The following is a 24,234-nucleotide window of genomic DNA, read 5'->3' on the forward strand; positions in this document are numbered from 1 at the left end:
CCGCGATGCGCCACCGCCAGGATGGTGCCGCCGGGGGTCTCGTACATGCCGCGGCTCTTCATGCCGACGAAGCGGTTTTCAACGAGGTCGAGCCGGCCGATGCCGTTGGCCCGCGCCAGCTCGTTGAGCTTGGCGAGGAGCGTCGCCGGCGACAGCGGGTTGCCGTCGATGGCGACGGGGTCGCCGTGCTCGAAGTCGATGGTGATGTAGGTCGGCTGATCCGGCGCGGACTCGGGGGAGATGGTGCGGCTGTAGACGTACTCCGGCACCTCTTCCGCCGGGTCTTCCAGCACCTTGCCCTCGGAGGAGGCGTGCAGCAGGTTGGCGTCGACGGAAAACGGCGCGTCACCACGCTTGTCCTTGGCGATCGGGATCTGGTTCTTTTCCGCGAAGTCGAGCAGGGCGGTGCGCGACGTCAGATCCCACTCGCGCCAGGGCGCGATGACCTTGATGTCCGGCTCCAGCGCGTAATAGGCGAGCTCGAAGCGCACCTGGTCGTTGCCTTTGCCGGTGGCGCCATGGGACACCGCGTCGGCGCCGACCTTCCGTGCGATCTCGATCTGTTTTTTGGAGATCAGCGGCCGGGCGATGGAGGTGCCGAGCAGGTAGAGGCCCTCGTACTGCGCGTTGGCGCGGAACATCGGAAACACGTAGTCGCGCACGAATTCTTCGCGAAGGTCTTCGACAAAAATGTGCTCCGGCTTGATGCCGAGCATGATCGCCTTGTCGCGCGCCGGCCCGAGCTCCTCGCCCTGGCCGAGATCGGCGGTGAAGGTGACCACCTCGCAGCCATAGGTCGTCTGCAGCCACTTCAGGATGATCGACGTGTCGAGCCCACCGGAATAGGCGAGGACGACGCGCTTGATGGATTCTTTGTTTGGAGCGGACATCAAAAACTCATGCGTTGGCGATGGGCGGCCGGGGCACGGCGACGTGCAAGGACGGTGCCCCGGCTCTTAGGGGCGGGACGGGGGGATGACAAGGTGGGGCGGGCTGCGATCAACGCTTGGCGGCGAACAGCTTTGGCAAGTCTCGCTTGCCGGGGAGAATTGCGAGGACCACCCGCTCCTCTTCATCATAGGCAATGATGTACTGAGACGGATGCACGGCAATGAACTTGACGATCACTCCTATTTTAACATCGTCGCGGACGTGACCGAGCGAGGCGCCGTCTTCGATACGACGGAAATGATTCAGCAGCGTATCGCGAAAGCTTTGATAGGTGCCGGGCCATCGCGTTCGGCTGATCTCAAGAATGTGGTCGAGATCGGATAGCGCCGCTCTCGTAAGATTTCCCGGGACATCATCAGCCGGGAACGTCTCGTTAGGCATTAACGCCGCGTGCTCCGAACGGCCTCTGTCTTCACAAGAAGGTCGGCCTTCTGCTGTTCTGCGTGAAGCTGATCATGCTTCGTGAGAACGGCGGCCACGCTGTCACGCGGCGCGGGCCCATTGGCACGAAAGTCGTCTAAAGCGTATCCTAGGCGGGCCGCCAGACGTTCCGCTTCTTCAGCCAGCGTCAGTTCGCGTTCGGTCATTATCGAACTCCATTGCCGGCAAAATGCGCCTGAGCGCATCGCCAATCAAGGTTCTATCCCTTTATGTCCCGCCTCCGAAGCGCTGACCACCATGACTTACCGCTGCCGGTACATCAGAATTCGGCCTTCGGGCCAGAGCTGCAGCATGTAATCGAAATCCACGATGTTCCGGCTGAGAAGCACGAAACCGCCTTTTTGCGCCTGAAGGAACAGAATACAGTCGTGCAGCGCCTTCATACGCTTGTCCTCAGCATAGCTTAGCAGCCGGCACATCAAACCAGCCATCAAGGCGGCCTTGGCGAGCGTGTCGGGATCGGGGGCGAAAATCCGGTGCGCCGGCATCGCCCTGATGAGAGCGCTGATCGTTTTGACAACGCCAGCGGTCCGTTTGTCGCTCGGGTCGAGCCGGCCGATCGTATGCATAAGTTCCTGAAGCGCGATTATGGAATGGCAAAGATGGCGCTTTTGGAACAGGTCGTCCAAGATCTCGGGCGTCTTGTCCTGCAGTTGATCAATATAGACGCAGGTATCCAACAGCAGGGTCGGGCCGACGTCGGCCTCAAGCTTTATAAAAGGCAGATCGCGGTCGTCGCGGCGCGACAGCGTGGTCGATTTGGCGCCGCGAAACCACCGGAGCGAAGCGTCGAAGTCAAAGGCCGGCAATTAGAAATCAAGCGTCAAAGCAGGGTCGACCGTACCACGAGCCTTGACCAGGGCTTCGCCAAAATGGTCGTCGACGGCAAGGTTGGCGAGAGCATATTCGATCAATGCCGTATCAGCTTCGATGCCTGTCGCCTTTTTTGCCCGATCAACGAGGGCTGGGCTGACGCGGCCTGTGATGCGCCCGGTTTTATTCGCCAGCAGGCCATCCTTTGCCGCGGCATCGAGGATGGCGGCGTGTCGTCCTCGGCTGAGTGTGACCATGTTCCAACGTCCTAACCGCTTGCGCCGGACCTGAAGACGGCCACGTGTACAACAAATTCTAGTTTTGGACAACAGCTGAGGCTTAGGATCTCACAGCTCCCGCTTCCGCAGCACCACCCACCGCGCGAAAAACACCGACAGCAGCGTGAAGAACGCGGCGCCCAAGACGTCGGACAAGAAGTGGCCGCCGAAGGCGATGCGCAGCAGGCCGGTGGCGGCACCGAAGAGGATGGCGGCGGCGATCGCGACGCCGCGCCAGGGCAGGGGCACGAGGCTCGCCGGGGCGATCGTCCACAGCGATCCCGCCGTCTCGCCCGAGGGGAATGAACAGGAGTGGGTGCAGGCGCCATCGAAGCGGGTGAAGGGGCGGAATGTATCAGCGCCGCCCAGTTCGACGACGCTGTGCGGCCGCGGCCGATGGGCGAGCGGCTTGAACGTGCCGTAGACCAGCAGGCCCGGCGACAGGGCGAAGGACAGGACGAGGAATACGAGACTGCGCGGGCGGGGCGCCCAGCGGAGCGGCCAGACGCCGGCGTAGGCCGCGATGCCGGCCATCGTCAGACCGACGACGAGGACGAAGGGCCCGATCCAGGCGGCATAGCGCGCGACGGTGCCGGCCGGCGTGTCGGCGACGAAATGGTGCGGCGGCTCGTAGAACTGCCGGGCGACGTCGAGGTCGAAGGCGGGATAGAGCGCGAGAACGAGGAGGGCGGCGGCACACAAAGCCGCGCCGATCAGAAGCGTTTTGGTCATAAACCCTTGTCGTCGAATGCTGCGGGAGCGCCAAGTCTCGACGGCGGCGATCCTCTCCTAGGCGCAGCCGTGGGGGAGGGGGACCATGCGGAGCATGGTGGAGGGGGCGCCGCGTCGTACGGCCCGGATAGAGCCCTGACAATTTTGCCTCGCCGCAGCCCATCGGACCCCTCCGCGACGGGGACACGTCAGGTTGCCCCGATCGCGGCGGCCTGCGGCCCTTGATGCGTCATGGTGCAGCGCTCATGTTGGCGTGCTCCGGGCGTCAATAAAAGGGTGACGCGTGACGCATGGTGACGCGAAAATGATGGGTCTGCGTTCGCGATTGTATCCGAAAGGACACAGGACCCCCTCCACCGCCTTCGGCGGTCCCCCTCCCCCCTCTCCGAGGGTGAGGATAAAGCCCGCGCCTTCCCCCAGGCCCCTCGATCCGCTAAACCCTTGCCCATGCTGACCCCCCAGGAAATCGAGCGCTACGCCCGCCACATCGTGCTGCATGGCGTCGGCGGACCCGGCCAGAACAAGCTGCAACAGGCCCGCGTCCTGGTCATCGGCGCGGGGGGGCTCGGGGCGCCGCTGCTGCAATATCTGGCCGCGGCCGGCGTCGGGACGCTCGGCCTCGTCGACGACGACATCGTCTCGCTCTCCAACCTGCAACGGCAGGTGATCCACGGCACGCCCGACGTCGGGCGCCCGAAAATCGACAGCGCCGCGGATGCGATCGGCAGACTCAACCCGCATGTCGTGGTCGAGACACGGTCTTTGCGGCTTAGCGCCGCGAATGCCCGGCAGCTGGTGCGCGGCTACGACATCGTCGCCGACGGGTCGGACAACTTTGCCACCCGCTACGCCGTCTCCGACGCCTGTTTTTACGAGGGCAAGCCGCTGGTGACCGCTGCCGTCGGCTCGTTCGATGCCTCGCTGACCACGCTCCGCCCCTTCGAGGCTGGCACAAGCGGCGCGCCGAACCCGACCTATCGCTGCCTGTTTCCCGAGCCGCCGCCGGAGGGCAGCGTGCCGAGCTGCACCGAGGCCGGCGTGCTCGGCGCCTTGACCGGGATGCTCGGCGCGATGATGGCGATGGAGGTGATGCGCGAGATCGTCGGCTTCGGCGAAGGGCTCGTCGGGCGGCTCCTGCTCATCGACGCGATGGCGATGCGCTTCGAGACGCTGCGCTATGGCTGGGACCCGGACAATCCGTTGAACGGGACAACGCAAAACGATGGCGAGGGCCGCCTCGCACAGGCCTGAGAGCATGCGCGTTTAAGCATCGCTCCTTTGCCGGACGGTCGCCACCCTTGGCATTTGCCACGGGGCGCGACATAGAAGGTCGATCTCCCGACCTGGAAGCATTATAAACACGCCATGACCGATGTGATCCAGACCGAGACCGACCCGATCGACCCAGCCGCCAAGGCGAAGCGCAAGACGAACGTGCGCACGCTGCTGCCGATCCTCCCCTACGCGCTCCGCTACAAGGGCCGCATTTTCGGCGCCCTGATCTCGCTGACCGTCGCGTCCGCCGCGACCCTGGTGGTGCCGGTCGCGATCCGCCGCATCGTCGATTTCGGCTTCTCGCAGGACAGCGCCGGGCTCATCAACTCCTACTTCCTGGCGATGATCGGCGTCGTCGCCGTGCTCGCGGTGGCTTCGGGCGGCCGCTATTTCTTCGTCATGACGCTCGGTGAGCGCATCGTCGCCGACCTCCGCGCCGACGTCTTCCAGCATCTCACCCGGCTGGACGCGGTATTTTATGACACCGCGCGGACCGGCGAGCTAGTGTCGCGGCTCACCGCCGATACGACGCAGATGAAGTCGGCCTTCGGCTCCTCGGCCTCGCTGGCGCTGCGCAACCTGTTCCTATTCCTCGGCGCCATCGGGCTGATGATCTATACCAGCCCAAAACTCTCGGCTTTCGTGCTGGGCGTGCTGCCGCTGATCGTGCTGCCGCTCGTCGCCTCGGGCCGGACGGTCAAAGGCCGGTCGCGTGCCGCGCAGGACACGCTGGCGGAGGCCACCGCCTATGCCGCCGAGAGCCTCGGCGCCGTCCGCGCCATGCAGGCCTATAATGCCGAGGCGACCACGGCCGCGCGCTTTGCCGCTGCGGTGGAGGACGCCTTCGCCGCGTCCCGCAACGCCATCGCGGCGCGCAGCATTCTGACCGGCGTGGTCATCATGCTGATCTTTTCCAGCGTCGTCGGCGTGCTGTGGCTCGGCGCCCATGACGTTCTGCTCGGGCGGATGACCGGCGGCCAGCTCTCGCAGTTCGTGCTCTATGCCGTGCTCGGCGCCAGCTCGCTCGGCCAGCTGAGCGAAGTGTGGAACGAGGTATCGACCGCAGCCGGCGCGGCCGGCCGCATCGGCGAGCTTCTGGCGGTCCGGCCCGTCATCGTCGCGCCGACGCCCGTCGTGGCCCTGCCGGCGACGGCGCAGGGTGCCGTGAGCTTCGAGGGCGTCGTCTTCGCCTATCCCACGCGCGGCGAGGATCGCGCGCTGCACAATCTGTCGTTCAAGATCGCGCCGGGCGAGACCGTCGCGATCGTCGGGCCGTCGGGGGCCGGCAAGACCACCCTGTTCCAGCTGCTGCTACGCTTCTACGATCCGCAGTTCGGGCGCATTCTCTACGACGGGCTCGATATCCGCACGCTCGACCCGGCGGATCTTCGCCGCCACATCAAGAGCGTGCCGCAGGATCCGGTGATTTTTGGCGCCAGCGTCACCGACAACATCCGCTACGGCATGCCGGAGGCCAGCGACGAGGCGGTGCGCCGCGCCGCTGAACAGGCCGCCGCCGATGGGTTCATCCGCCTGCTGCCGGAAGGCTATGCCACGATGCTCGGCGAGCGCGGCGTGACGCTATCCGGCGGCCAGCGCCAGCGCCTCGCCATCGCCCGCGCCATCCTGCAGAGCGCTCCGGTGCTGCTGCTCGACGAGGCCACCTCCGCCCTCGACGCGGAAAACGAGATCCTGGTGCAGGGCGCGCTGGAAAAGCTGATGGCGACGCGGACCACGCTGGTCATCGCGCATCGGCTGGCCACGGTGCTCAAGGCCGACCGCATCCTGGTGATGGACGCCGGACGCATCGTCGAGGAAGGCACACACCGTACGCTGGTGGCCAAGGACGGGCTTTATGCGCGCCTGGCCCGGCTGCAGTTCGAGACCGGGGCTGAGGCGATGCGCGAAGGCCGCGACGCGGCGGAGTAGTTTTATCGCGTCGGGACCGGCGTGCCGCTGCGGTAGTCGTAGAAGCCGCGCTGGGTCTTGCGGCCGAGCCAGCCGGCCTCGACATATTTCACCAAAAGCGGGCAGGGGCGGTACTTCGAGTCCGCCAGACCCTCGTGCAGCACCTGCATCACCGAGAGCAGGGTATCGAGGCCGATGAAGTCGGCGAGCTGCAGCGGGCCCATCGGGTGGTTGGCGCCGAGCCGCATGGCGGTATCAATCGACTCGACCGAGCCGACGCCCTCGTAGAGCGTATAAATCGCCTCGTTGATCATCGGCAGCAGGATGCGGTTGACGATGAAGGCCGGGAAATCCTCCGACACCGTCGCGACCTTGTTGAGGCGCACGATCAGCCCCTTGGCGGCTTCGAAGGTCACGTCCTCGGTCGCGATGCCGCGGATCAGCTCGACGAGCTGCATCTTGTAGACCGGGTTCATGAAGTGGATGCCGATGAACCGCTCCGGCCGGTCGGTGACCGAGGCGAGGCGGGTGATCGATATCGACGAGGTGTTGGAGGCGAGCATCGCCTCGGGTTTTAACGACGGACAGATCGCGGCGAAGATCTTGCGCTTGACGTCTTCGTTTTCCGAGGCCGCCTCGATGACGAGGTCACAATCGGAAAAAGCCTTGAAGTCCAGGGCCGGCTTGATGCGGGCCAAGGCCTCGGTGCTGGCGCTCTCCTCCAGCTGCGTCTTCTCGACGAGCTTGGCGAGCGCACCGGCGATCCAGGCGAGACCCTTCTGAATCTTGTCGTCGCTGACGTCGTTGAGGAGAACATCGATCCCGGCCAGCGCGCAGACCTGCGCGATGCCCGCCCCCATTTGACCCGCGCCGACGATGCCGACCTTTTCGATGTTCATGGGTTCAGTCCGCTTCAAGCTCGATACGCAACGCCACATTGGGAGCGCCAAAAGCTAAGAAAGACTTCCGCGCGACCCTGTAGCTTGATCTAGTGGATGTTCCGGACAAATTGAACGAAATTTCTCCGGAAGCTTCGAACGCGGTTTACGGCGGCGCTCTCAGCCCTTCTTGCCGAGCGCCTCCGTCAGCGCCGGGACGATGGTGAAGAGATCGCCGACAAGCGCGTAATCGGCAACCTGGAAGATCGGCGCCTCTTCGTCCTTGTTGATCGCGACGATCACCTTCGAGTCCTTCATGCCGGCGAGATGCTGGATGGCGCCGGAAATGCCGACGGCGATGTAGAGATCCGGCGCGACGATCTTGCCGGTCTGCCCGACCTGCCAGTCGTTCGGCGCGTAGCCGGCATCCACCGCCGCGCGGGAGGCGCCGACGGCGGCCCCCAGCACATCGGCCAGCGGGATAATGAGGCTGGTAAAGTTTTCCGCCGTGCCGACGGCGCGGCCTCCGGAGACGATGATCTTGGCGCCGGTGAGATCCGGGCGCTCGGAGTGCGCCAGCGCGTCGCCCTTGAACACGGACAGGCCGGCGTCGGTCGCGCCGGAGACGGGCTTGATCGGCGCCGCCGTGCTGCCCGCGGCGGTCGCCTGGAACGAGGCGGTGCGCACGGTGATGATCTTGATCGCGTCCGCCGACTGCACGGTCTGGATCGCGTTGCCGGCGTAGATCGGCCGCTCGAACGTATCCGACGACACGACCTTGATGATGTCCGAAATCTGCATCACGTCGAGCAGGGCGGCCACGCGGGGCAGCACGTTCTTCGCGGAGGCCGTCGAGCCCGCGACGATGGCGCCATAGTGAGGCGCCATGGTCACGAGCAGCGCGGCCAAGGGCTCGGCAAGGCCATGGGCGAGCGCCGCATCGTCGGCGACGAGCACCTTTTCCACGCCGTCGAACGCGGCAGCCGTCTTGGCCGCTTCGCCGATGTTTTGGCCCGGGACGAGAATATGGACGGGCGCGCCGAGCGCCTTCGCGGCGGTCAGCGCCTTTGCGGTGACGTCGACGAGCGCGCCGTCCTGGACTTCGGCGAGGAGGAGGGTCGTCATGACAGCACACCTGCCTCGTTGCGGAGTTTGTTCACGAGTTCGTCGACGCTCGCCACCTTGATGCCGGCCTTGCGCGTCGGCGGCTCCGTGGTCTTCAGCACGGTAAGCCGAGGCGTCGTGTCGACGCCATAGTTTGCGGGCGCGGTCTCGGCGATCGGCTTCTTCTTGGCCTTCATGATGTTGGGCAGCGAGGCGTAGCGCGGCTCGTTGAGGCGCAGGTCGGTAGTGACGATGGCCGGCAGCTTCAGGCTCAGCGTCTGCGCGCCGCCGTCGACCTCACGGGTGATCTCGGCGGTGTCACCGTCGATCGTCAGCTTGGAGGCAAAGGTGCCCTGGCCCCAGCCGAGCAGCGCCGCGAGCATCTGGCCGGTCTGGTTGCAATCGTCGTCGATCGCCTGCTTGCCGAGGATGATCAGACCGGGCGCTTCGGCGTCCGCGATGCCCTTCAAAATCTTGGCGACGGCGAGCGGCTCGACCGGGCCGTCGACCTTCACCAGGATGCCGCGGTCGGCGCCCATGGCGAGGCCGTTGCGGATGGTTTCGGTCGCCTGCTGCGGGCCGATGGAGACGATGATGATCTCGCTGGCCTTGCCGGCTTCGCGCAATCGCAGCGCTTCCTCGACCGCGATCTCGTCGAACGGGTTCATCGACATCTTGACGTTGGCAAGCTCGACGCCCGACCCGTCGGCCTTGACCCTGATCTTCACGTTGTAGTCGACGACGCGTTTAACAGGGACCAGGATTTTCAAAATGGAGGCTCCACGAGGGGCGGCTGAGCCGCAGGCTCGTCACGCGGGGTTCGTAATCAGGGTATCGGGGCAAGTCAACGCGGGTGGGACGCGGCGGGCCCTCGTCCTTCGGCCGAAACCATAATTCTATCAGCGATTGATCCGCCCAGGAGCGCCTTGCCGCGCTAGATCGAGGAACGCTACCTTGACTGCTGCGAACAAGCCCGGCGGAATGTAGCCATAGGCGAACGTCTTTGATGACGCTGCAGACAATCCTGCATTAGGCCATTCATCGACGTTATACTCGGAGACGACAACCCAGCTTGGCTGTTCGTCCAAACCTATCGCTCGGCCGATCTTTGACGGAATGGCGATGCCGATCGTCGGATGTATGGGCTGCGATTGCGTTATTGGCAGCAGGACAACATAGTTCGGTAACGCGGCGCTTGCGGCTACGAGGCAGACCGGTCGATCTTTCCCTTGAATTCGCCCCGCGATTGCTTCGCGCGACCAAAGATAATCGTAACGCATGACAAGACCTGGCCTCGGCTCTGGAATGACCATTGCCAATCGTCAGATCAGTAAATCGTCCAGACCCTTGTGAGCCGGGTCCATTTCTGCACGTTCGACCGCGTCGATGATGCTGGCCGATGCGTCTCCAGTTTTATGCGAGCGCTGCGCGGATGCTTTAAGCCAATCATAATGCTCTGCCGACATCAGGATCAAGTCGCGCTGTCCGAGGCGCGATATCTCCAACGGCTCGCGGCGCGCCTGATTCCTAAATTCGTCGAAACGACGTTGAAACTCTGGTGCGCTTGTTTTCAGCATCATTGTCACACTTTGCTACTGGGGGGCGGGTCATACCCCAGTGTATGCCATCCCACGGCTTTTTCAGGGTGCCGTCTACCGATACTTCCCCGGTACCCACAGCACGTCGCCACCCTGCTTGTGGTTGGCGTAGCGCGCCGCGACGAACAGGAAATCCGACAGCCGGTTCAGGTATTTCAGCGCTGGCGCGCTGACCGGTTCGTTCGGCGTCGCGATCAGGCCGACGAGCAGCCGCTCGGCGCGGCGTGCGATGGTGCGGGCGAGATGCAGGTTGGCCGCCGCCGGCGTGCCCGCCGGCAGGACGAAGGAGCGCAGCGGCTGCAATTCGGCATTGAGAATGTCGATATCGGCCTCGAGGCGCTCCACCTGCGCGTCGATGATGCGCAGCGGCTCGTAGCCCAGGGGCTCGCCGCGATCCGGCGTGCAGAGGTCGGCGCCGAGGTCGAACATGTCATTCTGGATGCGCAGCAGCATCGCGTCGAGATCGGCGAGCGCCGGGTCGGCTGCGGTGGCCAGGCGAGCGATGCCGATCGCGCTGTTGGCCTCATCGACGGTGCCGTAGGTCTCGATGCGCAGGTCGTTCTTCGGCCGGCGTTCGCCGCTGCCGAGCGCGGTGGTGCCGGCGTCGCCGGTCTTGGTGTAGATGCGGTTCAAAACGACCATGACGTCCTCAGTTATGGCGGAAGAACAGCACGCCCATGATGATGACGATCGCGACGAACTGCAGCGCGACGCGCCAGCGCATGAGCTTCTGCGACAGGTTCGGATTGCCGCCGCGCAGCATGTTGCCGAGCCCCATGAAGAGCACGATGGCGACGGCCGCGACGGCGATGGCGACAAGGATGCTGCCGGGGGAATGCATGCGAGGTCTTTTCTCTAAAGCCGCGCCTGGCGCGATGTCGAAGGGCTAGCACGGCCCGCGCGCCCGGCGCCAGACCGGCACTGGTCGGAGGGCCGGGACATCATGCCTCAATAGGGCCGGAGCAGGCGCTCCAGATAATCCGTTTCCTCCCGGGAGCGTGACGGATCGCCGAGGCGGCGGCGCAGCTCCTCGAGCACGCGCTGGGCGCGTTGCGCGGCCGGCTCGCCCATCGGGTCGAACTTCGATTTGCTGTTGAATGGGTTGCCGCCCCGGGGCCGTCCGAGCGGATCGGCATCGCCGGCCTGCTGGCCCTCCTGCGACCCCTTCTCGCCTTGGCCGTCCTTGTCGACCTCGCCTTGGCCCTGGCCTTCGCCGTCCTCGCCTTTCTGCATCGCCTCGGCGAGCTTTTTGGCGCCTTTGCGCATACCCTCCAAAGCCTTGCCCTGGTCGTCGACGGCTTCGCCGCGGCTGCCCTGGCCCTGCGCCAGCGCATCCTCCGCCTCCTGCATCGCCTTGTTGGCCTCGTCGAGCCCGTCCTGGCCCTGGCCGGCCTGCTTCAGCTTCTTCTGCACGCTGTCGAGGCGGTCGCGCAGGTCTTTCTGGCGCTTCTGCAGCGCGTCCTTCTGGTCCTGGCTGGGGGCCCCGGGGCGCGGCATGCCGCTCGGGTCGCCATCGTCCGGAGCGGCGTCGGCCTGATCTTCGGCGTCGTCGGGATTGTCGCCCTGCTGCCCCGGCTGCTGGCCGCGCTGCGCCTGACTGTTGGGCGGTTTGTTATGGCGCGGCGGCGGCGGCAGCTGGTCGGCGTTGTCCTGGCCGTCCTTAAACGTCTGGTCGCGCAGGTCCTGCTGGTCGCGGGTCATCTGGTCGAGTTCGTTGAGCGCCTGCGCCATCGCGCGCGCCTTGGGATCGGGTTTCTGGCGCTTCGCGGTTTTGAGGTTTTCCAGCAGGTCCTGCAGCTCTTCGAGAGCCTTCTTCGCCTCTTCCTTGTTGCCGGAGCGCGAAGCCTCCTTCAGCTTGTCGAGAAGCGCCTGCAGCTGCTTCTGCGAGATCGTCTTGCCCTTGCCCGGCTGGGCATCGGCATCTTTCTGGTCGTCGCGCTGCTGCTGTTGGGCGAGTTCGCTTAGAAACTTGTCCATGGCCGCTTGCAGGTTGTCCGTCAGTTTCTTGATTTCCGCCTCGGGCGCCTTGCGGTCGATGGCGTCGCGCAGGTCCTTTTCGGCGGCGCGCAAGGCGCGTTCGGCATCGGAGAGATCGCCGTTTTCGAGCTGCAGCGCCATGCCCCAGAGGAAATCCGCCACCGCGACGAGATCCGCCTTGCCGCGGGCGTTGGCCAGGCTGTCGCTCGCAAAGCGCAGGCCGAGATAGACGGCGGTCGAGGTCTTGAAGGCCTCGGGCTCGATCATCAGCGCCGCGAGCGCCGCTTGCACCGTGGCGCGGTGTTCGGGGTCCAGCACGAGATTGCGGCGCTGCTCGACAAGCGCACGCGCGAGTGGGTTGGCGAAGGGCTTTTGCGGCAAGGTGATCTCGACGGGTTCGCTGCGGCCTTCGTTGCCGCCCTCGTCATGGGCGACCAGCGTCATCGTTACCCGTGCGCCGGCCCAGGGGTGCTCGGACAGGTCGCCCGTCGTCTCGCCATCGCCGAGTGCGTTCTGCGTCGCGGGAATCGACAGCGCCATCTTCGGCGGATCGACGAGCGAGGGGCCTGGCGCCGGGACGCCGTCGATCTTCGGATCGGCGAAGACCGCTTCCGCGGCGGAGACGCCATAATCGTCGCCTGCGGTATAGGCGAGCGTCAACGAGCCGCGGGCGTTGGCCTTGGGGAGTTCCCGCAGCATGATCACCGGTGGCTTGTCGGCGATCGCGGTCAGATCGAAGGTGCCGCGTAGTTCGCCGCCGTGCCTCAGAACGATATGACTATCGCCATGCAATATGAAGCGCTGGTCGGTGTCGCCGGCGACCTGGGGTGCGGGCGCCTTGTCGCCGGGCTTGGCATCCTTGACGGGCGGCGGCATCAGCGGCCCGCTGGTCTCCACCTCGGCGCTGCCGCCGGCCGAGCGGACGATCACCGTCGAGCCCGCCGGCGCCTCGATGCGCAGCGGATGCTCTTCGTCGCGCGCCGCGGCGGAGGCGAGATCGAGCAACACCGGCGGCTTGCCGGTATAGGGCGGCGGGTCGATCCAGGCGTCGAGCCGATAGCCCGGCCCTTCGGCGCCCGTCAGACCCCAGTCGAAGGCCGCCACGGTCCGGGCGTAACGCTCGGACCCGGCCACGAAGCCGCAGGCGATCAGGGCGACCAGGATGCCGGCGCGCAGGGCATAGCGATCGACCTCGACCGCGCGGGGCGACGGCCGTCCGGCTTTGAGATTCTTCGCTTGGCCCTCGGCGCGGCGGCGATGCAGCGCCCATAAAGCCGCGGTTGCCGGATCGGTCCCGGCATTGGCGAGCCTGTCGTCGAGCACCGAGGCCGGACGATGGCCGAGGCCGGAAGCCTGGTCGATTCGCTTCAGCGCAGCGGCGCGGGACAGCGGGGCGACATGCCGGAGACCGATGAGCGAGGCGAGAAGCAGCAGGCCGAAAAGGCCGACGCCGAGGAGCCGCGCGACATGCGGCATCTCCATCCATACGCCGAGCCAAGAGACGCAGAGGAACAGGCCGACGACGACCAGCGGTGGGATCAGCGCGCGCCACAGCCGCTCCCAGACGTGGGTGGCCATGGCGTAGCCAACGAGACGATTGAGCCGGACCTGCGCCGGATCGCGGGAGGTCTTCACGATCTTGGCCTTATCAGTCTTCGGCGTCGCGGCCTTATCGGCTGGGTCTGTCAATCCAGGAGCTCCGGCCGGTCCCTCGAAGCGAAGGCCGACGCTGCATCAGTTATCGCAACCAAGCCGGAAGTTTGTCGAGCCCGATCAAATCGTCATAGGAGGGCCGCGGCCGGACGACGCTGTAGTCCGCGCCATTGACCAGCACCTCCGGCACGAGGAGCCGCGTGTTGTAGGTGCCGGCCTGCACCGCGCCATAGGCGCCGGCCGACATCACGGCGAGCCGTTCGCCGGCTTGCGGCAGCGGCATGATCCGCCCCTGCGCCAGATAGTCGCCGGTCTCGCAGACCGGGCCGACGACGTCGACGGTGGCGCTCGGGCGGTCGGCCGGCGCCTCGGTCACGGCCACCACCTCGTGATGCGCCTCGTAGAGGGTCGGGCGGATCAGGTCGTTCATCGCCGCGTCGACGACTACGAAGGTCTTCGCTTCGCCGGCCTTCACCAAGATGACGCTCGTCATAAGAATTCCGGCGTTGCCGACGATCAGCCGGCCGGGCTCGAAGATGAAGCGGTAGGGCAGGTGGCCGAGCCGCGCCTTGACCACCGCCGCATAGCGGTCGGGATGGTAGCTGTCGGGGTCCTCGCCTTGCCGATACGGAATGCCGAGGCCGCCGCCGAGGTCGACGTGATCGATCGGGTGGCCGTCGGCGCGCAGCTCATCCAGAAAGGATGCGAGGATCGTGAAGGCCGTGTCGAAGGGCGCGAGATCGGTGATCTGCGAGCCGATATGCATGTCGACGCCGCTGACGAGAATGCCCTGCAGCTTGGCCGCCTCGCGATAGACCGCGCGGGCGCGCTCGATCGGGATGCCGAACTTGTTCTCGGCCTTGCCGGTCGCGATCTTGGCATGGGTCAGCGCGTCGACATCGGGGTTGACCCGCAAAGCGATCCGGGCCGTTCGCCCCTTGGCCGAGGCGATCTCGGAGAGCATCGCCAGTTCCGGCTCCGACTCGACGTTGAAGCAGAGGATGTCTTCGTCGAGCGCGTAGGCGATTTCCTGCGCCGTCTTGCCAACGCCGGAGAAGGTAATGCGATTGCCCGGGACGCCGGCGGCGCGGGCGCGGCGCAGCTCGCCTTCGGACACGACGTCCATGCCGGCGCCGAGCCTTGCCAGCGTCGCCAGCACCGCCTGGTTGGAGTTGGCCTTGACGGCGTAGCAGACCAGCGTGTCGAGCGCGCCGAAGGCGGCCTTGAAGACCTCGTAGTGCCGGGTCAGGGTCGCGGTGGAATAACAGTAGAACGGCGTGCCGATCGTGTCGGCCAGCACGGACAGATCGACGTCCTCAGCGTGGAGGACGCCGTTCTTCAAAGCAAAGTGGTGCATGGCGGCCGATCAGAGCAGGGGATCGAGGAGAAAGGTGCTGGCCTTGGCGGGGCGGGGCGCGTTGATCGCGCGCTCCGGCGGCTGGGCGGCGAGCTGCGCGCTCGTCTTGTCGACCTGCACGACCTGGTTAGGGCTCTGGATGACGCCGGGCGGCGCCGCTTCGTTGAAGGCGGCGGCCTGCTTGTCGGCGAGAGTCGTCGTGTTCTCCGCGGCCGGCTGACCGGGCGTACCTGGGGGCAGCTCCAAAGGACCCCGGCGGCCGCAGCCGCTCAGCGCGACGCTTCCAAGGAGAACCAGGACGAAAAACATGCGAGATGGTGACGCGTGACCCAATGAACCGACTCCGATGCCGGTCAGCTATACCGGAAACCGACCTATATCGAAATCGGACGCTGAGGCGAAGATGCGATGGACATGATGCTGAACGATGTTGCGCCAGCGCCGCTCGACCGACCTTTCACCGAGCAGGGCATCACCGATCGCCTGTTGTACCGCGACGGGCTGATGCTGGTGATCGACAAGCCGGCCGGCATCGCCGTGCACCAGGGCCCGCGCGGCGGTCTCAATCTCGAAGATTTGTTGGACGGCCTGCGCTTCGGCCTGCCGCGCCGCCCGGCCCTGGCGCATCGGCTCGACCGCGACACCTCCGGCTGTCTCGTGCTCGGCCGCCACCACAAGGCGACGGAAAAGCTCGGCCTGCTGTTCAAGCAGGGCAAGATTTCCAAGACCTATTGGGCGGTGGTCGAGGGCGGCCCTGAAACCGACGCCGGGCTGATCGACCTGCCGCTCGGGCGGCTCGACGCCGAGCGCGGCTGGTGGATGAAGGTCGATGTCGCCGGCCAGCCGTCGCAGACCCGCTTCACCGTACTCGGCCGGGCGGAGGGTCTGACGCTGCTGGCGCTGGAGCCGCTGACCGGGCGTACCCACCAGCTCCGGGTCCACTGCGCCAGCCAGGGCTTTCCGATCCTCGGCGATCCGATCTATGGCAGCGGCACCGCCAGCGCCCCGCGCCTGCATCTCCATGCGCGCTCGATCGTCGTGCCGCTCTACAAGAACAAGGGGCCGATTGCGGTCGAGGCGCCGGCGCCGGCGCATATGGCGGCGGCGCTGGCCGCGTTCGACGGCGTTTAGCCCCGCAGAACCCGGCGCTTTCGGTTCCGCTCGCGCTGATGCACAGTCATCGGAACGATGCCGCCCAAGGCATCGACTGGGAGGCCCACCATGCCGATGTTCAAGCTGCCTTTTTCGGGCGACGTCAGTCAGCAGATCAGCCCGTTCACCTCGCTGTTCAGCCCGGTCGGAAGCCAGTACGGCCTGATCAACATCACCATCGGCCAGTCCTCGGAGCCGAAGGTCGAGGGCGAGGCGCTGACCGACGTCGCCTCCTACGGCAAGCAACTCGGGCGGATCGGCGACGCGCTGATCGTGCTGCTCAAGCATTTTCATCCGCCGACGGATCTGACCGAGGTCGAGCACAAGGCCATCGACGATCTCTACAAGATGCTCGATGCGATCGCCGACGTGAAGGACAAGCACAAGCGGCCGTGTATGCGGCCGCATCGGCGGTAAGGGTTGCCGCAATGTCATCCCGGCGGGAGCGAAGCGGAGAGCCGGGATCCATGAACACCGGCTGGACGGCAAGACCACCACGATGCAGCCCCTTCCTGCATCCACGTTTTCATGGATCCCGGCTCGGCGCGTTGCGCCGGCCAGGATGACATTTGTGGCCCCCTACGTCGCGCCCGCCCGCGGCAACCCCACGCCGCCGATCAGCCGCGTGATCTCGGCCGCGCCCGCCGTGACCATCGGGCCGAGCCGCGCCACCGCGGCATCGTCAAGCCGCGCAACGGGGCCCGAAATCGAAACGCCGGCGACGGGATCGCCGAACTCGTTGAACACCGCGGCGGCGATGCAGCGCATGCCGGCGTTACGCTCTTCGTCGTCGAGCGCCCAGCCGCGGACATGGGTCAGCGCCAGGTTGGCGAACAGCGGCTCCGCCGCGACGATGGTTTTTTCCGTGAACCGCGCCAGGCCCTTGCTGGCGACGATGGTTTCGACGGCCGCGCGAGGCATCTCCGCCAGCAGCGCCTTGCCGATCCCCGAGGCATGCGCCGGCCGTCGCTCGCCCGTCCGAAAGAAGGCGCGGATCGGCTCCTGGCTCTCGACCTGGGAGACGAAGACGATCTCGCCGTTTTCAAAGATCGCGATATTGGCGGTCTCGCCGGTCGTGTGCATCAGCTCCTGCATGATGCCGCGGCCGACGGTGGCGATGGAGTAGCGGCGGGGAAAGGCCATGCCGGTGCGGAACGCCTCGACGCCGATCGCCCATTGCTGGTCGCGCTCCAGAAACTCGACGAAGCCGCGCGCGGCGAGCGTGGTCAGCAGGCGATAGGCGGAGGACGGCGCGAGTTTGGCCCGCTGCGACAGGTTGGAGAGCGCGATGCCGTCGGACTGGGCCAAAATTTCCAGAAGCGCCAAAGCGCGATCGAGCGCCTGGACCGAGGTCGGGTCGGCGGCCTGCACCGCGCGCGGGCGGCCGCGAAGCCGCGGCGCCGCGGGGTGCGAGGCAAAAGAGGCAGGCAAATCTTTTTCCATTCTGCCGAGGATCTCTAAAAGGGAAAACCAAAACCTGAGCGGGATCAAGCTCTAGCATTATTTCGACGGTATTTTGGAAAACGTTTTCGGAAAAATTGACAGCGCTGCGCGCCAGCGCCATTTTGGCGGCGCGCGGCGGATTAAGGTCGCCGCTGGGAGTTGGCTTGCATGACGATGATCGAAAAGAATGGCCTGCGGATCGAGCAAGCGCTCTATGATTTCATCGTGACCGAAGCGCTGCCGGGATCGGGCATAGAAGAAGCCGAATTCTTCGAAGGCTTCGCCGGCATCGTCGCCGACTTTTCGCCGAAGAACCGGGCGCTTCTCGCCGATCGCGACCGGCTGCAGGCCAAGCTCGACGCCTATCACCGCGAGAACCGCTCGAAGCCCGTCGACCAGCCCGCCTACATGAAATTCTTGCGAGACATCGGTTATCTCCTACCGTCGCCCCGGCCGCAGCAGATCCTCACCGACAATGTCGACGAGGAATTCGCCACCATCGCCGGTCCGCAGCTGGTCGTGCCGATGTCGAACGCCCGCTACTCCCTCAACGCCGCCAACGCGCGCTGGGGCAGCCTCTACGACGCGCTTTACGGAACGGACGCGATCCGCGACGAAGGCGGCGCCGAGCGCGGCCCGGGCTACAACAAGGTGCGTGGCGCGCGCGTCGTTGCCGAGGCCAAGGCGGCGCTCGACCTCGCTGCGCCGCTCTTGCGCGGCAAGCACGCGGACGTCACGGCCTATCGCATCGAGGCCGGCCGTCTCGTCGCCTCGACGGCGCAATCCGGCGACACTGGCCTCGTCCATGCCGATCGCTTCGTCGGCTATCGCGGCATGGGCAGCACGCCCAACGCCATTCTGCTCGCCAACAACGGCCTGCACATGGAGATCGTCATCGATCGCGCGCATCCGATCGGCAAGACCGATCCGGCCGGCGTGTCGGACGTGGTGATCGAGTCCGCGATCTCGACGATTATGGATATGGAAGACTCCGTCGCCGCGGTCGATGCCGGCGACAAGGTGCTGGTCTACCGCAACTGGCTCGGCCTGATGAAGGGGACGTTGCGCGAAGAATTCGAGAAGAACGGCGACATCGTGCATCGCACGCTTTCTGGCGACCGCGTCTACAAGAGCGCCAAGGGCGGCGAGCTGCGCCTGCCGGGTCGCAGCCTCATGCTGATCCGCAACGTCGGCCACCACATGTTCACCGATGCCGTGCTTGACGCGCAGGGCCAGGAAATTCCTGAGAACTTGCTGGATGCTGCCGTGTCGTGCCTGATCGCCCGCCACGACCTGTTCGGCAACCAGCCGTTCCACAACAGTCGCGCCGGCTCGATTTACATCGTCAAGCCGAAGATGCACGGGCCGGAAGAGGTGGCTTTCGCCGATGCGCTGTTCGAGCGCGTGGAAGACGTCGTCAAGCTCGACCGCTACACGATCAAGATGGGCATCATGGACGAGGAGCGCCGCACCAGCGCCAACCTGATGGCCTGCATCCAGGCGGCGACGCATCGCGTGGCTTTCATCAACACCGGCTTTCTGGACCGCACCGGCGACGAGATCCACACATCCATCGAAGCCGGGCCGATGGTCCGCAAGAACGTCATGAAGTCGACGCCGTGGATCGCGGCCTACGAGGATCTCAACGTCGACGTCGGTCTCGCGTGTGGGCTGCCCGGCCGGGCGCAGATCGGCAAGGGCATGTGGGCGGCGCCCGATCAGATGGCGCTGATGCGCGCGATGAAGAAGGCGCATCCGGAAGCCGGCGCCAACACCGCCTGGGTGCCGTCGCCGACCGCGGCCACGCTGCACGCGCTGCACTATCACGAGGTCAACGTCGCCGAGCGGCAGCTGGCGCTGCGCGCCCGCAAGCCGGCCGAACTGACCGACCTGCTGACGATTCCCCTGGCGAATTCCAACTTCGCGCCGGAAGAGGTGAAGCAGGAGCTCGACAACAACGCGCAAGGGTTGCTCGGCTACGTCGTGCGCTGGATCGACCAGGGCGTCGGCTGTTCCAAGGTGCCCGACATCAACGATATCGGCCTGATGGAAGACCGCGCGACGCTGCGGATCTCCTCGCAGCACATCGCCAACTGGCTGCTCCACGGCATCGTCACCGAAGACGAAGTCATGGAGGTGCTGAAGCGCATGGCCGCGGTGGTCGACAAGCAGAACGCCAAGGATCCGCTCTACACGCCGATGGCGCCGAAATTCGACGGACCGGCGTTCAAGGCGGCCTGCGATCTGGTGTTCAAAGGCCGCGAGCAGCCGAACGGCTATACCGAGTTCATTTTGCACGCACGCCGTCGCGAGGCGAAGGCGTTGAAGGCGGCTTGACCGAACATCAAACGGTGCGTGTGAGACCAGTCCATGCGCGCCTTGACTATGGCGAGGTCCGGATCGTCACCGTCGGGTTTCTCCGCGGTCGAATGGTGATCGTCGTCTGAAGCTGACAGACGCGTTATTCGATAACGCCGTGCTGCATGAAAATGGCAAACCCGTCAAACGCGGCCGCCCTTTTGGGGAACACCCGAAAGAAAGAACGACGATGCGGCTTGATGCCGACGTCGTTGCTTTTTATCGCGCGACTGGCTCGGGATGGCAGGGACGCGTCAATGGTCTTCTGCGTCAGGCGGCGAAACTACAAACGAAGGCTTGAGCGGTGATTGCGCGAACCGTCCGCACAAAATCCCTCAGCCGGTCGCATCGTGCAACGCCAGGCTCACGAAATTCCGCACCGCGAGCGACGTGTCGCCGCGGCGGCGGGCGATGGCGAGCTTGATCGAGGGGACGTCGTCGGGCAGGTCGCGGAACGTGACCCCGTCATGGTGCAGTTGCCGCATCGACGACGGCACGATCGAGACGCCGAGCTCCGCTGCCACAAGGGTGACGATCGAGCCGATGTGGAAGGCCGGCTGGCCCAGTACCGGCTCGAACCCCGCGTTGCGGCACGCCGACATCACCGAATCGAACAGCGGTCCGATGGTGCGCGGAAACAAAATGAACCTGTCGTCACGCATGGCGCTTAGGCTGAAGTCGGGACGTTGTGCTGCGGGATGACCGGCCGGGAGAACGGCAAGTAGCGGTTCTTCCGACACGATATCCATCTGCAGGCCCGCCACGGGTTCCGTTCCCGGCCGCAGGAAGACGACATCGAGCTCGTTGTCGCGCAGCCCCTTGATCAGCTCGGCGCTGTTGCGTTCCTCGAGGCCGACCTCGACGCGCGGATAGCGGTTGCGGAACGCGCGGATCACGGCCGGTACCAGCGTGCTGAAGACGCCCGAGCCGCTGAGGCCGACCTGCAGCGAGCCCATCTCCCCGCGCGAGGCACTCTGCGCCGCGAATTTTGCCCGCTCGGTCTGGGTGGGAATCGTCTCCACCATGGCGAGGAAGGCGCGGCCGGCTTCGCTGAGTTCGACGCCGTGCGCCACGCGGTGAAACAGCAGGGCGCCGACTTCGGCTTCAAGGTCCTTGATCTGCTGGCTGAGCGGCGGCTGGGCCATGCCCAGTTTTGCCGCGGCACGCGTCATGTTCAGCTCCTCGGCCACGACGAGGAAGTACCGGATATGACGCAATTCCATGAGGTGAGACCGTGGTTCGAACGCCTGCCTACCCGAGCGGTCGCATGGCGGCGTGCGCGCAGTCCTAACGCAAAAGAGCCGCCCTTCAAGGCGGCTCTTTTCTGTTTTACCTGAGTTCGGTTAGCCGCCGTTCGGGCTGCCGGCGTATGGGCCGCTGCCGTCACCCGACGACGTGCCTTCCAGCAGGCTTCGCGTCGAGTTGAAGTTGCCGTCCGGGGTCTTGGTAAACCGCCCAAGCGACGCGGAACGCCCAGTATAGACCGCGACATAGTTCGCGCTGTACGGAATAACCGAAACGCGGTCGTTGCTTGATGCAGCGTTGGCGACAGCGGCACCGCCGAACAGGATGGCAGCAGCTGCGGCAGCAGTGATGATGGTTTTCATGTGTCTCTCCTCGTCTTGTAGACAGGAGATAAGGAGGGCGGAGCCAGCAAGCCAATACGCCATTCAAGCTCTGATCAGACGATTTGCGTATGGCGCGCGGCACGGAACATTTTGGCCGCGCGTCCGATTTTCAGCCCTTCTTGATGACGACCGTGCCGCTCATGCCCGGCCAGTCCGAGTAGCCGGTCGCGCCGCCGCCATACCAATAGGCCTTCGGGGCGTCGGCGAGTGGGGCACCGGACCGCAGGCGGTCGACGAGATCGGGATTGGCGATATAGGCCCGACCGAAGGAGAACAGGTCGGCTTCGCCGGCGGCCAGGCGCTTGGTCGCAAGATCGAGCGTCAGGTTGTTGTTGTCGATGAAGGCGCCCTTGAAGCGATCGCGCAGATTGTGGAAGTCGACGTCATCGCTGCCGCGGCTCTGCTGGGTGATGCCCTCGATAACGTGAACGTAGAGCAGGCCGAGCTTGCTCAGTTCGTCGACATAGGCGCCGTAAGTTCCCTGCGTATCGCTGTCGAGCGGGGTCTCGCCGGGCATGGTCGTCGCGGGCGAGATGCGGATGCCGACGCGCGCGCCGCCGCCCCAGACGTCGAGCACTGCACGCACCACGGCGAGCGGAAAGCGCAGGCGATTCTCCACCGACCCGCCGTACTGGTCCGTGCGCTTGTTGGTCGAGTCGCGGATGAATTGCTCCAGCAGGTAGTTGTTGGCGCTATGCACCTCGACGCCGTCGAAGCCGGCGCGCTTGGCGTTGGCCGCAGCCTTGCGATAATCCTCGACGATGCCAGGGATCTCGTCGGTCTCCAGCGCGCGGGGCGTCACATGATCCTTCATACCGGTTTCGGTGAAGGCCTGGCCGGTCGGCTTGATCGCGGAGGCCGACACCGGCAGCTGATGGTTCGGTTGCACGTCGGGGTGCGAGATCCGGCCGGTGTGCCAGAGCTGCATGAAGATGCGCCCATCGTTGGCGTGAACCGTCTTCACCACCTGCGTCCAGGCTTCGACCTGCGCGTCAGACCAGATGCCGGGCGTCAGGGCGTATCCGACGCCCTGGGGCGAGATGTTGGTCGCCTCGGTGATGATCAGGCCGGCGCTGGCGCGCTGCGCGTAGTAGTCGCCTGCGAACACCGGCGGCACACCCTGCGAGGAGGAGCGGCTGCGGGTCAGCGGCGCCATGACGATGCGGTTCTTCAGCGCAAGGTCACCGATGGTGACAGGCTGCAAGACGGGACTGGTCGACGACATGGAAATCCTTGATGTGGGGGACGTTTTCGCCTGCGGCTCATGCGCTAGCGTCGCGCTCTGGTGGCGCTCGGAGGCACAACCCCGCGGCGCCGGTTCGGTTGCCACCGTCAAGCTCGAGGCGGATGGCACCGCGACCTCGCCCTTCGCTCATCTTGCCATTGCCTTGGGGAAGGTGCATTCCAGCCGTTCAACCGCGGGCCCTGCCATGTCGCTTATGATGCCTCTCCCGGAAGCCGCGATCCTCGACCAGCGCGCGACGATCGTCGCGCGTCTCGAGGCGATCGTCCGGCCGGGCAACGTGCTCTCGGACGAGCGACAGATGCGCCCCTACGAGTGCGACGCGGTGACGATGTACCGGCAGCTGCCGATGGTGGTGGTGCTGCCGGAAACCGTCGAGCAGGTTTCGCAGATCATGGCGGTCGCCGCCGAGCTTAACGTCAAGGTGGTGCCGCGCGGCGGCGGGACCTCGCTGTCCGGCGGGTCGCTGCCGCTCGAAGACGGCATCCTGCTCGCCATGGGCAAGTTCAACAAGATCTTGGAAATCGACTACGCCAACCGCTGCGCCGTGGTGCAGCCGGGGGTCGCCAACCTAGCCATCACCCGCGCGGTCGAGGGCGAAGGCTTTTACTACGCGCCGGACCCGTCGTCGCAGATCGCCTGCTCGATCGGCGGCAATGTCGCCGAAAATTCCGGCGGCATCCACTGTCTGAAGTATGGGCTCACCACCAACAACATCCTGGGCATCGAGATGGTGCTGATGGGCGGCGACGTGATCCGTCTCGGCGGCAAGCACCTCGACACCGACCTTTACGACCTCATCGGCGTGATGACGGGCTCCGAAGGCCTGCTCGGTGTCGTCACCGAGGTGACGGTGCGCATCCTGAAGAAACCGGAAGTCGCGCGCGGCGTGCTGCTCGGCTTCCCGAGTGTGCAGGCCGGCGGCGACTGCGCCGCCGAGATCATCGCCCGCGGCATCATCCCCGGCGGCATGGAGATGATGGACCAGGCGTCGATCCTCGCCACAGAATCCTACCAGCCCTGCGGCTATCCCAGGGACGCCGCCAGCCTGCTGATCGCCGAGCTCGACGGCACGGCCGCCGAGGTCGATCATCTCATCGACCGCGTGTCGGAGATTGCCCGCGAGATGGGCGCGACGACCATCAAGGTCTCGACCAGCGAGGCGGAGCGGCTGCAATTCTGGCAGGGGCGCAAGAACGCCTTTCCGGCCGTCGCCGCGATCGGCCCGGATTACCTTTGCATGGACGGGACGATCCCGCGCTCGCAGCTTTCCAACGTGCTGACGCGCATGGACGAGCTCGCGCAGATCCATGGTCTGCGCGTCGCCAATGTGTTTCACGCCGGTGACGGCAATCTGCATCCTTTGATCCTCTATGATGCCTCGGTACCCGGCGACACCGAGCGGGCTGAAGCCTTCGGCGCCGACATCCTTCGGCTCTGCGTCG

General features: G+C 65.6%; 27 protein-coding genes. 8 read left to right on the forward strand and 19 right to left on the reverse strand.

Going from position 1 to position 24,234, the window contains the following annotated elements:
* The 4 genes from GSQ79_RS02455 to GSQ79_RS30225 form a co-directional block, all read right to left on the reverse strand.
* The coding region (locus GSQ79_RS02455; protein WP_246725060.1) for an argininosuccinate synthase at window positions 1-890 on the reverse strand (890 nt) is incomplete at its 3' end.
* A gap of 109 nt (window positions 891-999) precedes the next feature.
* Complete coding sequence (locus GSQ79_RS02460) at window positions 1,000-1,332, reverse strand: type II toxin-antitoxin system RelE/ParE family toxin (protein WP_158807150.1); 333 nt, start codon at window positions 1,330-1,332, stop codon at window positions 1,000-1,002.
* Entirely contained in the window at window positions 1,332-1,538 is a 207-nt protein-coding gene (locus GSQ79_RS02465; RefSeq protein ID WP_158807151.1) for a hypothetical protein, read from the reverse strand. Before GSQ79_RS02465 ends, GSQ79_RS02460 begins: the two co-directional genes overlap by 1 nt.
* Window positions 1,539-1,634: 96 nt before the next feature.
* Window positions 1,635-1,961: a DNA-binding protein gene (locus GSQ79_RS30225; protein WP_368669907.1), complete on the reverse strand. Its 327-nt coding sequence runs from the start codon at window positions 1,959-1,961 to the stop codon at window positions 1,635-1,637.
* Between GSQ79_RS30225 and GSQ79_RS30230 the strand changes: the two genes are divergently transcribed.
* The gene (locus GSQ79_RS30230) at window positions 1,956-2,477 is read left to right on the forward strand and encodes a hypothetical protein (RefSeq protein ID WP_368669908.1); all 522 of its coding nucleotides are present in this window, start codon (window positions 1,956-1,958) and stop codon (window positions 2,475-2,477) included. The two genes, GSQ79_RS30225 and GSQ79_RS30230, sit on opposite strands and share 6 nt — an antisense overlap.
* A gap of 75 nt (window positions 2,478-2,552) precedes the next feature.
* On the opposite strand, the gene GSQ79_RS02480 is transcribed toward GSQ79_RS30230, so the two are convergent.
* The gene (locus tag GSQ79_RS02480) at window positions 2,553-3,215 is read right to left on the reverse strand and encodes a phosphatase PAP2 family protein (RefSeq protein ID WP_158807154.1); all 663 of its coding nucleotides are present in this window, start codon (window positions 3,213-3,215) and stop codon (window positions 2,553-2,555) included.
* A 447-nt stretch (window positions 3,216-3,662) separates the two neighbouring features.
* On the opposite strand from GSQ79_RS02480, the gene GSQ79_RS02485 reads away from it, so the two are divergent.
* Window positions 3,663-4,466 (forward strand): molybdopterin-synthase adenylyltransferase MoeB, encoded by an 804-nt coding sequence (locus GSQ79_RS02485; RefSeq protein WP_174243152.1) that lies wholly within the window; start codon window positions 3,663-3,665, stop codon window positions 4,464-4,466.
* A gap of 114 nt (window positions 4,467-4,580) precedes the next feature.
* Window positions 4,581-6,419 carry an ABC transporter transmembrane domain-containing protein gene (locus GSQ79_RS02490; RefSeq protein ID WP_158807156.1) on the forward strand — a complete coding sequence of 613 codons (1,839 nt, stop codon included), beginning with the start codon at window positions 4,581-4,583 and terminating at the stop codon, window positions 6,417-6,419.
* Window positions 6,420-6,421: 2 nt separating this feature from the next.
* On the opposite strand, the gene GSQ79_RS02495 is transcribed toward GSQ79_RS02490, so the two are convergent.
* The 10 genes from GSQ79_RS02495 to GSQ79_RS02540 all read right to left on the reverse strand — a co-directional run bounded on the left by GSQ79_RS02495 (window position 6,422) and on the right by GSQ79_RS02540 (window position 15,274).
* Window positions 6,422-7,297, reverse strand: a complete 876-nt coding sequence (locus tag GSQ79_RS02495; RefSeq protein ID WP_158807157.1) for a 3-hydroxybutyryl-CoA dehydrogenase — start codon at window positions 7,295-7,297, stop codon at window positions 6,422-6,424.
* Between the two features lie 159 nt (window positions 7,298-7,456).
* Complete coding sequence (locus GSQ79_RS02500; RefSeq protein ID WP_158807158.1) at window positions 7,457-8,401, reverse strand: electron transfer flavoprotein subunit alpha/FixB family protein; 945 nt, start codon at window positions 8,399-8,401, stop codon at window positions 7,457-7,459.
* Window positions 8,398-9,150 carry an electron transfer flavoprotein subunit beta/FixA family protein gene (locus tag GSQ79_RS02505; RefSeq protein ID WP_158807159.1) on the reverse strand — a complete coding sequence of 251 codons (753 nt, stop codon included), beginning with the start codon at window positions 9,148-9,150 and terminating at the stop codon, window positions 8,398-8,400. Before GSQ79_RS02505 ends, GSQ79_RS02500 begins: the two co-directional genes overlap by 4 nt.
* Window positions 9,151-9,279: 129 nt before the next feature.
* Complete coding sequence (locus GSQ79_RS02510; RefSeq protein ID WP_246725053.1) at window positions 9,280-9,660, reverse strand: hypothetical protein; 381 nt, start codon at window positions 9,658-9,660, stop codon at window positions 9,280-9,282.
* A gap of 42 nt (window positions 9,661-9,702) precedes the next feature.
* Window positions 9,703-9,960: a type II toxin-antitoxin system prevent-host-death family antitoxin gene (locus GSQ79_RS02515; protein WP_246725054.1), complete on the reverse strand. Its 258-nt coding sequence runs from the start codon at window positions 9,958-9,960 to the stop codon at window positions 9,703-9,705.
* A gap of 72 nt (window positions 9,961-10,032) precedes the next feature.
* Window positions 10,033-10,620 (reverse strand): cob(I)yrinic acid a,c-diamide adenosyltransferase, encoded by a 588-nt coding sequence (locus GSQ79_RS02520; protein WP_158807161.1) that lies wholly within the window; start codon window positions 10,618-10,620, stop codon window positions 10,033-10,035.
* A 7-nt stretch (window positions 10,621-10,627) separates the two neighbouring features.
* Window positions 10,628-10,819 (reverse strand): twin transmembrane helix small protein, encoded by a 192-nt coding sequence (locus GSQ79_RS02525; protein ID WP_158807162.1) that lies wholly within the window; start codon window positions 10,817-10,819, stop codon window positions 10,628-10,630.
* Window positions 10,820-10,926: 107 nt separating this feature from the next.
* Window positions 10,927-13,644 (reverse strand): TIGR02302 family protein, encoded by a 2,718-nt coding sequence (locus GSQ79_RS02530; protein ID WP_246725055.1) that lies wholly within the window; start codon window positions 13,642-13,644, stop codon window positions 10,927-10,929.
* A gap of 49 nt (window positions 13,645-13,693) precedes the next feature.
* On the reverse strand, window positions 13,694-14,965 hold the full coding sequence (gene lysA / locus GSQ79_RS02535) for a diaminopimelate decarboxylase (protein ID WP_158807163.1): 1,272 nt from the start codon (window positions 14,963-14,965) through the stop codon (window positions 13,694-13,696).
* A gap of 9 nt (window positions 14,966-14,974) precedes the next feature.
* Window positions 14,975-15,274 (reverse strand): lipoprotein, encoded by a 300-nt coding sequence (locus tag GSQ79_RS02540; RefSeq protein WP_158807164.1) that lies wholly within the window; start codon window positions 15,272-15,274, stop codon window positions 14,975-14,977.
* Window positions 15,275-15,469: 195 nt separating this feature from the next.
* Between GSQ79_RS02540 and GSQ79_RS02545 the strand changes: the two genes are divergently transcribed.
* Window positions 15,470-16,096 (forward strand): RluA family pseudouridine synthase, encoded by a 627-nt coding sequence (locus GSQ79_RS02545; protein WP_246725061.1) that lies wholly within the window; start codon window positions 15,470-15,472, stop codon window positions 16,094-16,096.
* Window positions 16,097-16,186: 90 nt separating this feature from the next.
* Window positions 16,187-16,534 (forward strand): hypothetical protein, encoded by a 348-nt coding sequence (locus tag GSQ79_RS02550; RefSeq protein ID WP_158807165.1) that lies wholly within the window; start codon window positions 16,187-16,189, stop codon window positions 16,532-16,534.
* 162 nt (window positions 16,535-16,696) lie between these two features.
* Here the strand turns inward: GSQ79_RS02550 and bhcR are convergent, their stop codons facing one another.
* Entirely contained in the window at window positions 16,697-17,548 is an 852-nt protein-coding gene (bhcR, locus tag GSQ79_RS02555; protein ID WP_246725056.1) for an HTH-type transcriptional regulator BhcR, read from the reverse strand.
* Between the two features lie 180 nt (window positions 17,549-17,728).
* On the opposite strand from bhcR, the gene GSQ79_RS02560 reads away from it, so the two are divergent.
* Both GSQ79_RS02560 and GSQ79_RS02565 read left to right on the forward strand, forming a co-directional pair.
* Window positions 17,729-19,897, forward strand: a complete 2,169-nt coding sequence (locus GSQ79_RS02560) for a malate synthase G (protein WP_158807167.1) — start codon at window positions 17,729-17,731, stop codon at window positions 19,895-19,897.
* Window positions 19,898-20,009: 112 nt separating this feature from the next.
* The gene (locus GSQ79_RS02565; protein WP_158807180.1) at window positions 20,010-20,219 is read left to right on the forward strand and encodes a BrnA antitoxin family protein; all 210 of its coding nucleotides are present in this window, start codon (window positions 20,010-20,012) and stop codon (window positions 20,217-20,219) included.
* A gap of 34 nt (window positions 20,220-20,253) precedes the next feature.
* On the opposite strand, the gene GSQ79_RS02570 is transcribed toward GSQ79_RS02565, so the two are convergent.
* The 3 genes from GSQ79_RS02570 to GSQ79_RS02580 form a co-directional block, all read right to left on the reverse strand.
* Window positions 20,254-21,141 (reverse strand): LysR family transcriptional regulator, encoded by an 888-nt coding sequence (locus GSQ79_RS02570; RefSeq protein ID WP_158807168.1) that lies wholly within the window; start codon window positions 21,139-21,141, stop codon window positions 20,254-20,256.
* A 120-nt stretch (window positions 21,142-21,261) separates the two neighbouring features.
* Window positions 21,262-21,525, reverse strand: a complete 264-nt coding sequence (locus GSQ79_RS02575; protein WP_158807169.1) for a hypothetical protein — start codon at window positions 21,523-21,525, stop codon at window positions 21,262-21,264.
* A gap of 130 nt (window positions 21,526-21,655) precedes the next feature.
* On the reverse strand, window positions 21,656-22,771 hold the full coding sequence (locus GSQ79_RS02580) for an alkene reductase (protein ID WP_158807170.1): 1,116 nt from the start codon (window positions 22,769-22,771) through the stop codon (window positions 21,656-21,658).
* A 205-nt stretch (window positions 22,772-22,976) separates the two neighbouring features.
* Here GSQ79_RS02580 and GSQ79_RS02585 point away from each other — a divergent pair.
* On the forward strand, window positions 22,977-24,234 hold a 1,258-nt coding region (locus GSQ79_RS02585), incomplete at its 3' end, for an FAD-linked oxidase C-terminal domain-containing protein (protein ID WP_158807171.1).

This window comes from Beijerinckia sp. L45, assembly GCF_009765775.1.
In the GTDB taxonomy this organism is placed as follows: Bacteria; Pseudomonadota; Alphaproteobacteria; order Rhizobiales; family Beijerinckiaceae; genus RH-AL1.

Coding starts and splice junctions, on each gene's coding strand:
- lysA (WP_158807163.1), bottom strand. CDS start 14,965: ATGCACCACTTTGCTTTGAAGAACGGCGTCCTCCACGCTGAGGACGTC.
- GSQ79_RS30230 (WP_368669908.1), top strand. CDS start 1,956: ATGCATAAGTTCCTGAAGCGCGATTATGGAATGGCAAAGATGGCGCTT.
- GSQ79_RS02510 (WP_246725053.1), bottom strand. CDS start 9,660: ATGCGTTACGATTATCTTTGGTCGCGCGAAGCAATCGCGGGGCGAATT.
- GSQ79_RS02550 (WP_158807165.1), top strand. CDS start 16,187: ATGCCGATGTTCAAGCTGCCTTTTTCGGGCGACGTCAGTCAGCAGATC.
- GSQ79_RS02465 (WP_158807151.1), bottom strand. CDS start 1,538: ATGACCGAACGCGAACTGACGCTGGCTGAAGAAGCGGAACGTCTGGCG.
- GSQ79_RS02485 (WP_174243152.1), top strand. CDS start 3,663: ATGCTGACCCCCCAGGAAATCGAGCGCTACGCCCGCCACATCGTGCTG.
- GSQ79_RS30225 (WP_368669907.1), bottom strand. CDS start 1,961: ATGCATACGATCGGCCGGCTCGACCCGAGCGACAAACGGACCGCTGGC.
- GSQ79_RS02525 (WP_158807162.1), bottom strand. CDS start 10,819: ATGCATTCCCCCGGCAGCATCCTTGTCGCCATCGCCGTCGCGGCCGTC.
- GSQ79_RS02500 (WP_158807158.1), bottom strand. CDS start 8,401: ATGACGACCCTCCTCCTCGCCGAAGTCCAGGACGGCGCGCTCGTCGAC.
- GSQ79_RS02570 (WP_158807168.1), bottom strand. CDS start 21,141: ATGGAATTGCGTCATATCCGGTACTTCCTCGTCGTGGCCGAGGAGCTG.
- GSQ79_RS02515 (WP_246725054.1), bottom strand. CDS start 9,960: ATGATGCTGAAAACAAGCGCACCAGAGTTTCAACGTCGTTTCGACGAA.
- GSQ79_RS02575 (WP_158807169.1), bottom strand. CDS start 21,525: ATGAAAACCATCATCACTGCTGCCGCAGCTGCTGCCATCCTGTTCGGC.
- GSQ79_RS02540 (WP_158807164.1), bottom strand. CDS start 15,274: ATGTTTTTCGTCCTGGTTCTCCTTGGAAGCGTCGCGCTGAGCGGCTGC.
- GSQ79_RS02580 (WP_158807170.1), bottom strand. CDS start 22,771: ATGTCGTCGACCAGTCCCGTCTTGCAGCCTGTCACCATCGGTGACCTT.
- GSQ79_RS02495 (WP_158807157.1), bottom strand. CDS start 7,297: ATGAACATCGAAAAGGTCGGCATCGTCGGCGCGGGTCAAATGGGGGCG.
- GSQ79_RS02545 (WP_246725061.1), top strand. CDS start 15,470: ATGCTGGTGATCGACAAGCCGGCCGGCATCGCCGTGCACCAGGGCCCG.
- GSQ79_RS02520 (WP_158807161.1), bottom strand. CDS start 10,620: ATGGTCGTTTTGAACCGCATCTACACCAAGACCGGCGACGCCGGCACC.
- GSQ79_RS02460 (WP_158807150.1), bottom strand. CDS start 1,332: ATGCCTAACGAGACGTTCCCGGCTGATGATGTCCCGGGAAATCTTACG.
- GSQ79_RS02480 (WP_158807154.1), bottom strand. CDS start 3,215: ATGACCAAAACGCTTCTGATCGGCGCGGCTTTGTGTGCCGCCGCCCTC.
- GSQ79_RS02490 (WP_158807156.1), top strand. CDS start 4,581: ATGACCGATGTGATCCAGACCGAGACCGACCCGATCGACCCAGCCGCC.
- GSQ79_RS02560 (WP_158807167.1), top strand. CDS start 17,729: ATGACGATGATCGAAAAGAATGGCCTGCGGATCGAGCAAGCGCTCTAT.